The organism is Oceanobacillus sp. GQ8 (genome assembly GCF_059758495.1).
On sequence record NZ_JCAXEV010000001.1, the window covers coordinates 415,183 to 429,199 of the forward strand.

The 14,017-nt window shown below is 39.0% G+C and carries 13 protein-coding genes; 10 read left to right on the forward strand and 3 right to left on the reverse strand.

The genetic code is table 11. From position 1 onward, the window contains the following. Positions 1–51 precede the first annotated feature (51 nt). Entirely contained in the window at positions 52–1,398 is a 1,347-nt protein-coding gene (locus tag AC6CHS_RS02225; protein WP_498233803.1) for an aspartate kinase, read from the reverse strand. A 174-nt stretch (positions 1,399–1,572) separates the two neighbouring features. Further along, the gene (locus tag AC6CHS_RS02230; RefSeq protein ID WP_498233804.1) at positions 1,573–1,815 is read right to left on the reverse strand and encodes a DUF2627 domain-containing protein; all 243 of its coding nucleotides are present in this window, start codon (positions 1,813–1,815) and stop codon (positions 1,573–1,575) included. A 134-nt stretch (positions 1,816–1,949) separates the two neighbouring features. Between AC6CHS_RS02230 and AC6CHS_RS02235 the strand changes: the two genes are divergently transcribed. From AC6CHS_RS02235 to AC6CHS_RS02280, 10 genes are all read left to right on the forward strand, one after another. Beyond that, positions 1,950–4,013 (forward strand): sigma 54-interacting transcriptional regulator, encoded by a 2,064-nt coding sequence (locus tag AC6CHS_RS02235; RefSeq protein ID WP_498233805.1) that lies wholly within the window; start codon positions 1,950–1,952, stop codon positions 4,011–4,013. Positions 4,014–4,129: 116 nt separating this feature from the next. Further along, on the forward strand, positions 4,130–5,041 hold the full coding sequence (gene yqiS / locus AC6CHS_RS02240; protein WP_498233806.1) for a phosphate butyryltransferase: 912 nt from the start codon (positions 4,130–4,132) through the stop codon (positions 5,039–5,041). Positions 5,042–5,053: 12 nt separating this feature from the next. Continuing rightward, a complete protein-coding gene (gene bcd, locus AC6CHS_RS02245) occupies positions 5,054–6,148 on the forward strand; it encodes a branched-chain amino acid dehydrogenase (protein ID WP_498233807.1) in 1,095 nt (364 codons plus the stop codon). 11 nt (positions 6,149–6,159) lie between these two features. Beyond that, entirely contained in the window at positions 6,160–7,293 is a 1,134-nt protein-coding gene (buk, locus tag AC6CHS_RS02250) for a butyrate kinase (protein WP_498233808.1), read from the forward strand. Continuing rightward, positions 7,277–8,698 carry a dihydrolipoyl dehydrogenase gene (gene lpdA, locus AC6CHS_RS02255; RefSeq protein ID WP_498233809.1) on the forward strand — a complete coding sequence of 474 codons (1,422 nt, stop codon included), beginning with the start codon at positions 7,277–7,279 and terminating at the stop codon, positions 8,696–8,698. Before buk ends, lpdA begins: the two co-directional genes overlap by 17 nt. Before the next feature lie 12 nt (positions 8,699–8,710). After that, positions 8,711–9,724, forward strand: coding sequence for a thiamine pyrophosphate-dependent dehydrogenase E1 component subunit alpha (locus AC6CHS_RS02260; RefSeq protein WP_058949847.1), 1,014 nt, complete (start codon positions 8,711–8,713; stop codon positions 9,722–9,724). A gap of 15 nt (positions 9,725–9,739) precedes the next feature. Then, positions 9,740–10,723 (forward strand): alpha-ketoacid dehydrogenase subunit beta, encoded by a 984-nt coding sequence (locus AC6CHS_RS02265; RefSeq protein WP_443149051.1) that lies wholly within the window; start codon positions 9,740–9,742, stop codon positions 10,721–10,723. A gap of 20 nt (positions 10,724–10,743) precedes the next feature. Continuing rightward, positions 10,744–12,018, forward strand: coding sequence for a dihydrolipoamide acetyltransferase family protein (locus AC6CHS_RS02270; RefSeq protein ID WP_498233810.1), 1,275 nt, complete (start codon positions 10,744–10,746; stop codon positions 12,016–12,018). Between the two features lie 113 nt (positions 12,019–12,131). Continuing rightward, positions 12,132–12,563, forward strand: coding sequence for a BrxA/BrxB family bacilliredoxin (locus AC6CHS_RS02275; protein WP_036572699.1), 432 nt, complete (start codon positions 12,132–12,134; stop codon positions 12,561–12,563). A 166-nt stretch (positions 12,564–12,729) separates the two neighbouring features. Beyond that, positions 12,730–13,716: an aromatic acid exporter family protein gene (locus AC6CHS_RS02280; protein ID WP_498233811.1), complete on the forward strand. Its 987-nt coding sequence runs from the start codon at positions 12,730–12,732 to the stop codon at positions 13,714–13,716. Positions 13,717–13,800: 84 nt separating this feature from the next. Here AC6CHS_RS02280 and prli42 read toward each other — a convergent pair whose 3' ends face one another. Continuing rightward, the gene (gene prli42, locus AC6CHS_RS02285) at positions 13,801–13,911 is read right to left on the reverse strand and encodes a stressosome-associated protein Prli42 (RefSeq protein WP_119574645.1); all 111 of its coding nucleotides are present in this window, start codon (positions 13,909–13,911) and stop codon (positions 13,801–13,803) included. Between the last annotated feature and the right edge of the window lie 106 nt (positions 13,912–14,017).

Genomic DNA, 14,017 nt, shown 5'->3' on the forward strand with positions numbered 1-14,017 from the left:
TTATCATGTAGTATAAGAGTGAGTCTGCAAATTATTGCAGTGTTTTACTACTTAATCAAAAAACACATGATATAGCGATTCTACAGAACGGTTAAGGTCCTCTGCTTTTATCCCAAACATCATGGAAACCTCTGAAGAACCCTGGTTAATCATCTCAATATTCACGTTTGCACTTGCAAGCGCGGTAGTTGCCTTTTGTGCAACACCAACAGTGCTGACTAAGCCTTCTCCTACCACCATAATCATAGCCAAGTCCCTGTGCATGATTATCGTGTCAGGATGTAGTTCATCGTATATACGCTTTGTAATATTAGCTTCTTTCTCTTTTGTTAATTTGCTGTCACGTATAATGACGGACATGTCATCAATACCAGACGGTGCATGCTCAAACGAGACACCTTCATCCTCTAAAATGTTCAGTAGTTTCCTACCAAAGCCAATTTCTCTGTTCATAAGGTATTTACTTACATACAAACTGCTAAACCCGGTGTCACTTGCAATACCAACGACACATTTTTCGTCTTGTTTTTTCTCGGCTACAATATTTGTTCCTGGTAAGTGAGGTTTATTTGTATTTTTAATACAGACAGGAATTTGTTCTTTAAAAGCTGGTATAAGAGCTTCGTCGTGAAAAACAGAGAACCCCGCATAGGAAAGTTCCCGCATTTCTTTGTATGTTAATGTCTTAATTTCTTTTGGATTTGCTACGATGGATGGGTTAACCGCATAAACGGAATCTACATCTGTGAAATTTTCGTAGAGTGTTGCTTTTACTCCTGCTGCGACAATGGATCCGGTTATATCAGAACCACCTCTAGAGAAGGTCATTAATTCACCTTGCTCTGTGTATCCGAAAAATCCAGGTATAACTAATATTCCGACTTTTTCACGTAAGTTGTATATTCTTGCAAAGCTATCATCCAAAATTTGTGCATTACCTGGATCATTACTCACAATAATGCCAGCATCCTTTGGATTAATATAAGAAGCATCTAACCCAATCGAACAAAGATAAGCACTAAGAATCTTTGCCGAACTATCTTCCCCAATAGACTTTAGGGCATCTAGTTTGGAGATTGAAGATGTGTCTTGACCTATTACGGATTTAATTGTTTGTTCAATGTCCTCTAACAGAGCTATATCAAGCGAAAGGTCTTCAGTTATCTCTCTAAAACGATCGATGACTCTCTCATAGCTTTGCTCATATGATTCACCATTTATGTATGCTTCACCGAGCTGAATTAATAAATCGGTTATTTTTACATCATCAGGTGTCCTTTTACCTGGAGCAGAGACGACAATAATTTTTCTTGCGGGGTCGTCTTGAATTATATTACCCACTTTTTGAAGTTGGGTTGCTGTTGCCATCGAGCTTCCCCCAAATTTTGCTACTTTCATAAAAAGCCTCCTGAATCAATAATTTTTATATAAAATAATAACACACATTCAGAAATATGGACACTACAAAACAAACAATAGAGATGTCTCTTCGTTTTAACACTCTTAGCTAGAAGTTTAAAAGAGAAGAATGCCGAGCTTAAAGGTAGATCCTATTTTCATAAAAAAAGATGGCTACTTGTCCATCTTTTTTGTTTGTTCTTTATTTTTTTGTCTTTTGCGATCTCGATAAACAATAAAACCACCGATGAAACCTAAGCCTGCAATGAAAAAGAGAAGGCCGACAACAAATTGTACACCTATATGTAGAAAAATAGGATAGAATTCAGAAAAAAGTGCGTCTCTCATAAGTTTAATGCCAAATGCTGCAATAATACCTGGAATAATGAGAACAATTAAGGCAAGTGATCTACTCATATGATTTCCCCTTGGATTATATATTCCTTATTATTATATCAGAGGTTGTACGCTAAATGTACCCAAAGGTATTTGCCAAAGTATGCATGATAGCGTATTATAGAACTGTGCAAATTAATGCAAGGTGGGATGAGATGAAGCGTGTACTTATCGTTGGGGCAGGTAAAGGCGGTAGTATTCTGTTAAACATACTTTATCAGGCAAATCAGATGAACATTGTAGCAGTAATTGATGTAGACAAACAGGCTGAAGGTTTAGAGGTTGCCCAGAAGTATGGAATTGAAATAGGTTATGACTGGAAAAAGTGGATAAACAAAGATATAGATATTGTTATTGAAGCAACAGGGAAAGAAAAGGTACTGGATGAGATTGTTGACAAACGAAACAGAAAAACAGTTGTAATCCCAGGAAGTGTTGCATACATAATCTCGGAGCTTTTTAACGAGAAAGAAGCCTTGCTCGAACGGATAAAGTTGCAGATGAACAATCAACATCTTATTTTAAATAACATTCGAGACGGAATGATTGTTGTTAATAACCAAGGTGTTGTTCAGTTTGTGAATAAAAGTGCTGAACAAATTGTTGGCCTAGCAAAAAAACAAGTAGAAGGGAAATATATACAGACCGTTATACCAAATACTCGTCTGCCTAAGATTCTTCGCAATAAACGAAAAGAGGTAAACCAAAAATTAACGCTTGATAATGGGAAACAAATCATTACCACGAGAATCCCTGTTATAGATGCCGAGCAGAATTTGGTTGGTGCTTTTGCTGTTTTTAAAGATATAACAGAGGTTGTGAACCTTGCTGAAGAAAATACGGATTTAAATGAGATAAAAACGATGCTAGAGGCTATTATCCATTCGTCTGATGAAGCCATTACCGTCGTAGATGAAAACGGGAATGGGATGATGATTAACCCTGCTTACACGCGAATTACTGGTTTAAAAGAAGCGGATATAATCGGTAAGCCGGCAACAGTGGATATTTCTGAAGGGGAGAGCATGCATTTAAAGGTATTGCAGACCCGAAGAGCTGTTCGAGGAGTTAGAATGAAAGTTGGTCCAGGGCGTAAGGATGTTTATGTCAACGTAGCACCTATCATCGTGGATGGAAAAATTAAGGGTAGCGTTGGTGTTTTACATGATGTCTCAGAAATTCAGTCGCTAACGAGTGAACTAAGACGGGCTAGACAAATCATTCGTAACCTTGAAGCGAAATATACATTCCGAGACATTCTTGGGGATTCAGTGGAAATGAAACTGGCTTTGGAACAGGCAAAGGTAGGAGCCAAAACACCAGCAATTGTTTTGCTAAGAGGTGAGTCAGGTACTGGAAAGGAACTATTTGCCCACGCAATTCATAATGAAAGTGACAGGAAGCATAATAAATTCATTCGGGTAAATTGCGCGGCTATTGCTGAATCGATTTTGGAAAGTGAGTTATTTGGTTATGAAGAGGGAGCGTTTTCGGGAGCGAAGCATGGTGGGAAAAAGGGCTACTTTGAAGAAGCAAATAACGGTAGCATTTTCCTTGATGAAATCGGGGAGTTATCTTTAAATATGCAAGCGAAGTTATTGCGTGTACTCCAAGAGCAAGAGATTGTGCGGGTAGGTGGCACAGAGCCAATTAGCATAAACGTTCGTATTATTGCTGCGACAAATGTTAATCTTGAAAAAGCAATAATAAAAAAATCATTTCGTGAAGACCTCTATTATCGGTTGAATCGCCTCCCAATTTACATTCCAAGACTAAAGGAGAGGTTATCTGACCTGCCTGTACTTGTTCAGCATATGATTCTTAAAATCAACGAAGATTATGGACGTAATGTCCAATCGATTTCGGCTGAAGCACTGAGTAAGTTAAAGAACTACCATTGGCCAGGTAATATTAGAGAGCTAGAAAATGTAATTGGACGTGCCATGATATACATGGACATGTCGCAGGAAGAGATAAAAGCAAAAGATCTTCCTGATCTTCAGTCAGCTCGGATAGAAACAGAGACCCAGAATTTTAGTCCAAGGCAAGGACAACCACTCCAAGAGGCTATGGAAAAATTTGAACGTACTTATATATACGAAACATACAAGCAAAACAACTTTAATAAAACAAAAACAGCTAAAGATTTAAAAATCTCTATTCGTAATCTTTATTACAAAATGGAAAAATATAAAATTGAAAAAAACAACATGCAATAGTTTGCATGTTTGCATGTTTGCGTCAAATCAATAGCACCTTGATTATGCGTTAATACGGCAAAAGGAAGTTGGCATGAAATTTGCTACATATATATTGGGCAGACAGGAGGTCAAACTTGAAGAGTTTAGATGCGCTTATATCAAATAATCGAAATTCAGAAAACAGAAAAACCGTTTCCATTGCAAATGCAGCAGATAAAGAAGTGTTACTGGCTGTACGCGATGCTTTAGAACAAGATCTATGTTCATTTATACTATTCGGTAACTTGGAGAAAATTAAAGATGCAGCAAAAGAGGTTGCCCTCGATTTGGAAAATGCTTTTATTATTGTTAAAGAAACTGCGACACCTGATGAAGCGGCTCAAGCTGCTGTTAAGGCAGTTTCACACCAGGAAGCTGATGTCTTAATGAAAGGGAATATTTCCACAAAGACACTATTAAAGGCTGTTTTAAATAAGGAATTTGGACTCAGAACGGGAAACATTTTATCACATGTGGCGCTTTTTGAAATTCCTGGTCGTGACCGCTTGCTATTTTTAACAGATCCAGCAATGAACATCAAGCCAAATTTGAAGGAAAAAGCCGAAATTGTTAAAAATGCTGTGGTGGTAGCTAGAGGCATCGGTTTAGAGAAACCAAAAGTTGCGGTCCTAGCACCTGTTGAAACAGTGAACGAAGCAATGCAGTCCACCGTTGATGCAGCATTACTTACGCAAATGCAAAAACGTGGTCAAATTAAAAATTGTATTGTCGATGGTCCATTAGCTTTTGATAATGCTGTTTCTGTTGAAGCAGCAAAGCATAAAGGTATCCAATCTGAAGTCGCAGGGGATCCAGACATTTTGTTAGTACCGACGATTGATGTTGGCAATGCACTCTATAAATCATTTATTTACTTTGCAGGTGCAAATGTGGCAGCTATGGTTAGTGGTGCAAAAGCACCAATTGTTTTGCCATCTAGATCAGATGATGCAAAAAGTAAATTATATTCACTATCTTTAGCTTTAGCTACCACAACTACTTTTTAGGAGGAAATTATAATGGAAATATTTACTTATATGGAGAAATATGATTATGAACAGCTTGTTTTTTGTCAGGATAAGAGCTCTGGACTGAAGGCGATTATAGCCATACATGATACAACTTTAGGACCTGCACTTGGTGGAACTAGAATGTGGACATATAAATCGGAAGCAGAGGCGATTGAAGATGCACTTCGGCTTGCTAAAGGAATGACATATAAAAATGCAGCTGCTGGATTAAATCTCGGTGGAGGGAAGACCGTTATTATCGGGGATCCAAAAAAAGATAAGAATCCAGAAATGTTCCGTGCCTTTGGTAGATATATTCAGGGGTTAAATGGTCGTTATATTACGGCAGAGGACGTTGGAACTACTGTCCATGATATGGATTTAATTCACCTTGAAACAGATTTTGTAACAGGAATTTCACCTGAATCAGGTTCATCAGGCAATCCTTCCCCTGTCACTGCATACGGCGTATACAAAGGTATGAAAGCAGCAGCTATGGAAGCTTATGGTAGTGATTCACTAGAAGGCAAAACAGTTGCTATACAGGGAGTAGGAAATGTTGCGTATGCGCTCTGTGAATTCCTACATGAGGAAGGTGCTAAACTAATTGTAACAGATATCAATAAACAATCTGTTGAGAGAGCTGTAGAGGCATTTAATGCAACAGCCGTAGAACCGGATGATATCTATGATGTTGATTGTGATATTTATGCACCTTGTGCATTGGGTGCAACGGTTAATGATGATACAATAAATCGATTAAAAGCAAAAATTATTGCTGGATCAGCAAATAATCAGCTTAAGTCTTCTAAGCATGGGGACATCATTCATGAAAAAGGGATCGTTTATGCACCAGATTATGTAATAAATTCTGGTGGTGTTATTAATGTTGCGGACGAACTCGTTGGATATAATCAAAAACGGGCCATGAAAAAAGTTGAAACAATATATGATAGTTTAACAAGAGTATTTGAAATTTCCAGAACAGATAACATCCCGACATATGTAGCTGCTGATCGTATGGCAGAAGAGCGAATTGAAGCGAAAAGAAATTCAAGAAGCCAATTCTTACTAAATGACCACCATATCCTGAGCAGAAGGTAATCGTGTGTGCAATGGAGGGTAATACTTTGCAATCAAATTACAGAAACTTAGTCATTAATCCTGGCTCTACTTCTACTAAAATTGGGGTTTTTGAGAATGACATATGTATTTTCGAAAAGTCAATACGTCACAGTGGGGAAGATCTTAGCCAGTATCCCAACATAATGGATCAATATGATTTTAGAAAAAACGTTATTCTTGAACAATTAGACTATGAAGGCATTAACATTTCCAAATTGAGTGCTGTTTGCGGCAGGGGTGGTCTATTACAACCCATTGAAGGTGGAACTTATGAGGTAAATGACATCATGCTACATGACCTGCAAACTGGTTATAATGGCGAACATGCTTCAAACCTTGGAGGAATTATCGCTAATGAAATTGCCAGTGGGTTAAACATCCCTGCATTTATTGTCGATCCGGTGGTTGTGGATGAACTTGCTGATATCGCACGATACTCAGGAGTACCTGAAATACCCAGAAAGAGTATTTTCCATGCTCTAAACCAAAAAGCTGTAGCAAGAAAGGCAGCCCACGATGCTGATAAGGCATATGAAGAGATGAATATGATTGTCACACATATGGGCGGTGGAATAACCATTGGGGCCCATAAAGGTGGCAAAGTAGTAGATGTAAACAACGGACTACATGGCGATGGCCCATTTTCTCCAGAACGTGCGGGAACGGTTCCAGCAGGGGACCTCGTTTCACTATGCTTCTCCGGAGAGTACTATGTTGGTGAAATTATGAAAAAAATAGTCGGGCAGGGTGGCCTAATGGCATACCTTGAAACAAACGATGCAGTAGAAGTAGAAAAGCGAATTGAAGCCGGAGATACATACGCGGAAGAAGTATATGAAGCGATGGCTTATCAAATCGCAAAGGAAATCGGTTCTATGGCTTCCGTTCTTAAGGGTAGAGTAGATTTAATCGTACTTACGGGTGGGTTGGCTTATGGGAAAACCTTCACCGAAATGATTATGAAACGGGTAAATTGGATTGCTGATACGGTCGTATACCCTGGTGAAAATGAATTAGAGGCACTTAACGAGGGTGTTCTTCGAGTGCTTCGGGAGCAAGAAGAACCTAAAGTTTATCCTAATGATGACAAAGAGGAGCGATTCTTGTATGGCAAAAGAATATGATTTAGTCATTCTTGGCGGAGGAACGGGCGGCTATGTGGCTGCTATTCGTGCCTCCCAGCTAGGAATGCAAGTAGCAGTCGTGGAAAAAGGAGAATTGGGCGGAACATGCCTGCATAGAGGCTGTATTCCATCAAAAGCTCTTTTAAGAAGCGCAGAGGTACTTAGACAGACAAAAGAAGCTGCCGAGTATGGTGTGGAAACGAAGGATCCGAGCTTAAACTTTAATAAAGTACAAGAACGAAAGAATAAAATTGTTGATACATTGCATAAAGGTGTACAGGGATTAATGAAAAAGGGGAAAATTGATGTTTTCCAGGGCTATGGCCGTATTTTAGGACCAAGTATTTTTTCTCCAATGCCTGGAACCATATCCATTGAATATGCTAACGGGGATGAAAATACTATGATCGTCCCTAAAAATGTTCTTATCGCAACTGGCTCTAAACCTAAATCACTTCCTGGGTTGGAACTGGACGGGGAAATGGTCATGAGTTCTGATGATGCTTTAAAAATGCAAACTCTCCCTGAGTCTATTCTTATTGTTGGAGGCGGCGTTATTGGCGTTGAATGGGCTTCTATGCTGACTGACTTTGGGGTAAAGGTGACTGTCTTGGAATATGCGACACAAATCTTACCAACAGAGGACAAGGCTGTTGCATCAGAGGTTGAAAAGCAATTGAAAAAAAGAGGAGTAACGTTTGTTAAAGGCGCAAAGGTTCTTCCTGATAGTCTTGAACTTAACAGCAATGTAACTATTTCAGCAGAAAAAGCGGATGCCGTGGAATCCTATATTGCTGATAAAATGCTTGTGTCTGTCGGACGTGAAGCAAATACAACCAACATTGGAATAGAAAACACGGACATTGTATTAGAAAATGGCTTTATCAAAACAAATGCATTCTTCCAAACGAAAGAATCGCATATATACGCAATTGGAGATGTTATTGGTGGAATGCAACTTGCTCATGTGGCATCACACGAAGGTATTGTAGCTGTCGAGCATATGGCAGACGAAAAACCTCTTGCATTAGAATATGATAATATTCCTTCTTGCATCTATTCAAGCCCTGAGGCGGCAAGCGTAGGTTTAACTGAGAAACAGGCTACTGAAAAAGGCTATGAAGTAAAGGTTGGAAAGTTTCCTTTTAAAGCAATTGGAAAAGCATTGGTTCACGGGGAATCAGAAGGCTTTGTAAAAATAGTTGCAGACAAGAAAACCGAGGACTTGCTTGGTATTCATATGGTTGGTCCACATGTAACGGATCTTATCTCAGAAGCTGGACTTGCCAAAGTATTGGATGCTACACCATGGGAGCTTGGCCATACAGTGCATCCACATCCGACATTGTCTGAGATTGTTGGGGAAGCTGCTTTAGCAGTAGAAGGAAAGCAGATACATGGATAAAAGATAGTTTTAATGAAAAAGGAGGCTATTAAATTGGGAAAAGAACGTCATGAAGCGTTAGGATTGACTGATGATCAGGTTATTGAAATGTTTAGAACCATGCTGCTTGCCAGAAAATTGGATGAGCGCATGTGGCTTTTAAATCGTGCTGGTAAAATTCCATTTGTTATTTCCTGTCAGGGACAGGAGGCCGCTCAGGTAGGGGCTTCCTTCGCACTAGATCGGGAAAAAGATTACACGGCACCATATTACAGAGATATGGGTGTGGTTCTAGCATTTGGTATGACCGCAAAAGAATTGATGTTATCAGGTTTCGCAAAAGCTGAGGACCCTAACTCAGGTGGAAGACAGATGCCTGGACATTTTGGCCAGAAAAAGAACAGGATTTTAAGTGGTTCTTCCCCAGTAACTACACAAGTACCACATGCAGTGGGCGTGGCACTAGCTGGAAAAATGGAAAAGAAGGATTTTGTTTCTTTTGTAACTCTTGGAGAAGGTTCATCTAATCAAGGGGACTTTCATGAAGGATTGAACTTTGCAGGGGTACATAAGCTCCCTGTTATTACAATGGTAGAAAACAATAAATATGCCATATCTGTTCCAATAGAGAAACAAATTGCGAGCAAAAATGTTTCTGACCGTGCGATTGGTTATGGGATGCCTGGAGTAACTGTTGACGGAAACGACCCGTTAGCTGTATATGAAGCTGTTAAAGAAGCAAGAGAAAGGGCGATCAACGGAGAAGGCCCGACCCTAATTGAAGCAGTTTCATACAGACTTACTGCACATTCAAGTGATGATGATGATCGTCAGTATCGGGAAAGTGATGAAGTGGAAGAAGCCAGGAAGAAGGATTCTATTATTACTTTTGCTGCGTACTTAAAGGAAAATGGTGTGTTAAGTGATGAATCGGAAAAAGAAATGATAGACGAAATTAACTCCATTGTAAATGAAGCAACTGACTATGCTGAGAACGCAGCATACGCTGAAGCGGAACATGCATTAAAATATGTTTATGAAGAGTAGGGAGGGAATAGAAACATGCCAGTAATGTCGTATATTCAAGCAGTGACAGCTGCACTAAAAGAAGAAATGCAACGAGATGAAAAAGTATTTGTTTTGGGAGAAGATGTAGGAAAAAAAGGCGGCGTATTCCGCGCAACAGATGGTCTTTATGATGAATTTGGTGAAGCACGTGTGCTTGACACGCCGCTTGCTGAGTCTGCAATAGCAGGTGTAGGGATTGGGGCAGCAATGTACGGAATGCGTCCAGTTGCGGAAATGCAATTCGCTGACTTCATTATGCCTGCCGTCAACCAAATTATCTCAGAAGCTGCAAAGATGCGCTACCGTTCCAATAATGATTGGAATGTTCCGATGACTATTCGTGCCCCATATGGCGGAGGAGTTCACGGAGCGCTTTATCATTCCCAGTCAATTGAAGCAGTTTTTGCTAATCAGCCTGGGTTAAAGATTGTTATGCCCTCTACACCTTATGATGTAAAAGGACTGTTAAAAGCATCTATTAGGGACAATGATCCTGTCCTTTTCTTAGAGCATAAAAGAGCGTACCGGTTACTTAAAGGCGAGGTTCCTGAAGATGACTATGTACTCCCGATCGGCAAGGCAGATGTGAAGCGAGAAGGCTCTGATATCACCGTTATTACGTATGGTTTGTGTGTCCATTTCGCTCTACAAGCTGCTGAAAAACTTGCAGAAGAAGGAATCGACGCTCATATTCTAGATTTACGTACCGTTTATCCATTAGATAAAGAAGCCATAATAGAGGCAGCTCAAAAAACGGGTAAAGTACTTCTTGTAACAGAAGACAATAAAGAAGGAAGCATTATTGGGGAAGTAGCAGCAATTGTTGCAGAAAACTGTTTATTCGATCTTGATGCACCAATTAAGCGTCTTGCTGGCCCAGATGTGCCATCCATGCCTTATGCACCAACTATGGAGAAGTATTTTATGATGAACCCGGATAAAGTAGAAAAAGCGATGCGAGAACTTGCGGAATTTTAAACTTGAAGGAGGATTGAATAATGGCTTCGGAAAAAATTAACATGCCCCAGTTAGGGGAAAGTGTAACAGAGGGAACAATAAGCTCTTGGCTTGTTCAAGTAGGCGACAAAGTAAATAAATATGATCCAATTGCAGAGGTACTAACAGATAAAGTGAATGCAGAAGTACCTTCTTCCTTCACTGGTACCATTAAAGAGCTCGTTGCCGAAGAAGGGCAAACCATTGCTGTCGGTGATTTAATGTGCTACATCGATACAGAAGACAGCGCAGGCGATTCAACACAGCCTACGAATAAAGAAACGGTTGAGGATCCAAAAGAAACTACAGAGCAACCGAATCAAGATCAATCCATGAAAAAACGCTATTCTCCTGCAGTGCTCCGCCTAGCACAAGAGAAGGATATTGATCTTGACCAAGTTACTGGTTCTGGTCAAAAAGGTAGGATAACGCGGAAAGACATTGAAAACTACTTGTCAAATGGAAAACCAAAAACGACAAGCAGTAATCAAGAAGTGTCTTCTAAGTCTTCTCAAGCTCAGTCAGAGACAGTTGTAGAAAAAGCTACTTCTTCCGCATCTGTTTCAGATGTGCAACAAGGAGATATTGAAATCCCTGTAACAGGGGTACGAAAAGCAATTGCGCAAAACATGGTTCGATCTAAACAGGAGATTCCTCATGCATGGATGACTGTGGAGGTGGATGTGACAGATCTGGTCACATATCGTAACCAAATTAAAGATGATTTTAAGAAAAAAGAAGGATTCAGCCTTACGTTCTTTGCTTTCTTTGTAAAAGCAGTTGCTCAGGCATTGAAAGAATATCCTCAATTAAACAGTATGTGGGCTGGAGATAAAATCATACAGAAAAAGGCAATCAACCTATCCATTGCCGTAGCAAAAGATGAGGAATTATTTGTCCCTGTAATAAAGAATGCTGACGAGAAGAGTATTAAAGGAATTGCCAAAGATATTACTGAACTGGCAGCTAAAGCGAGGAAAGGTAAATTAACAGGGGACGACATGAAAGGTGGTACATTTACGGTCAATAATACTGGTTCTTTTGGGTCAATTAGTTCAATGGGTGTCATTAACCACCCGCAGGCTGCCATTTTACAAGTAGAATCGATCGTAAAGCGTCCAGTTATTGTCGACAATATGTTTGCAGCTAGAGATATGGTTAATCTATCTTTATCCCTTGACCATAGAGTATTAGATGGTTTAGTTTGTGGGAATTTCCTCTCCTATCTAAAGAAAACGTTAGAAAATATGAATGAAAAGACAATGAGTATTTACTAAATCAGCGAGCATAGTATGTTGTTAATCTTAATAAATTGATAAATCAAGTAAAACTTGGTATGCTGTTTACAAGATTTGATAGAACTAATTTAACGTAAGGGGTTGGATTTCGTATGGATTTCAACATTTTTATGAATGATGTTGTCAATGCAGCACGTGAAGATATAACGGAAGCAGGATACGAAGAACTGAAAACACCAGAAGATGTAGATCAAGCAGTTGCTCGTAAAGGGACGACCCTTGTGATGGTGAATTCTGTTTGTGGATGTGCAGGAGGAGTAGCTCGCCCAGCTGCAGCTAATTCTGTTCATTATGACAAACGACCAGATCATTTAGTTACTGTTTTTGCCGGTCAGGACAAGGAAGCTACAGAAAAAGCACGAAGCTATTTTGAAGGATATCCTCCTTCATCACCTTCCTTCGCATTTTTGAAAGATGGGGAGATTGTAACCATGTTAGAAAGACATGATATAGAAGGCCATAGCGCGATGGATGTTGTTGGCAGATTGCAATCCATATTTGATGAACACTGTGAAGAAATTTAACGCATTTTTTGCTTGTTTTAATAAGCAAAAAGTGTATATTAAAAAGAGGCTGTCGCTATTTATTTAGGTCAGCCTCTTTTTTCACGTTTCAAGCCTAAGAGAAACGTGAACATTCGTTACAAAACGAATATGCCGTAAAGCAATGCGAGTTAAAGGAGTTATAAAAGTGAAGATCGGCTATAGAACGATAAAAACGGCAATAGGTACACCTCTTGCCATATCTATTGCTCAATTTCTTGGTTTAACAAACTTTGTTTCAGCAGGAATTTTAACTATTCTTTGTATCCAGCCTTCAAGAAAACAATCTTTTCTAAGTGCCTGGAACCGTTTTTTGGCTTGTGTACTAGCAAGTGTTTTTTCTTTAGTATTCTTCGAGATCATTGGCTACCATCCTGTTTCAGTGGGTTTGATGCTAGCGGTATTTATACCGACGACTGTTTATTTAAAAATTACACAGGGAATCGCTACAAGCTCTGTAATTATTTTAAATTTATATAGTGCCTCGGGGATAGATTTGAATTTTTTAACAGATCAGTTTGTATTGATCATTGTGGGAATTGGTACAGGACTGTTATTAAATTTATACATGCCGAGCTTGGATAAAAAGTTAAAAAATAAGCAGAACAGAGTGGAAAGTAATTTCCAGACTATTTTGTATGAGGTAGCTTTATATATCCGCAATAAAGAGATACATTGGGATGGCAAGGAAATATCTGAAACAGAACAGATCCTTGAGGAAGCTTTTGATTTAGTTGAACGGGACAAAGAGAATCATCTATTGCGTAGCAAGCACCCATATAAGGATTATTTTTATATGCGCCAGCGACAATTTGAATTGTTGAAAAGGATGCTACCACTCGTAACAAAATTACCAAATAAAATATCCATTTCTGAAAAAGTTGCTGTTTTCTTTGAAAGCTTATCAAAAGCTGTTCATCCAGGTAATACAGCCATATTGTACTTAGAGGAACTAACTAAATTACAAAAAGAGTTTGATGAGGAAGAACTGCCTGAAACACGTGAGGAATTCGAAACTCGTGCTAATCTGTTTCGCCTTCTCCATGAAATAGAAGACTACTTATTATTGAAACAGAAATTTAAAAAGAGCGACATCCAACATAAAAAAGAGGCAAAATCTAAAGCAAAAGCGTAAGGCGCCGTTAAAAAGCGTGTCGTTGCTATTTTTTCCATTAAAAAAGACTGAAATCAATTTTGATTTCAGTCTTTTGCCGATTAATTATATAAACATTGCCAGTCCAGCAGTTAATGTTGAAAGTACCATTGCAATAATCATAATGTACACGATGACTGTAGTCCTTCTTTGACGCTTTGATTTTTTTGCAGCCATTTTCTTTCCCCCTTTGAACCCTTCTGTTACTTGTATTTTATCGTGAAAACCGGATTTGGACAAGTAAAAGTTTAAAAGAACTAAATGTTGCAAAAGATAAAGTTAT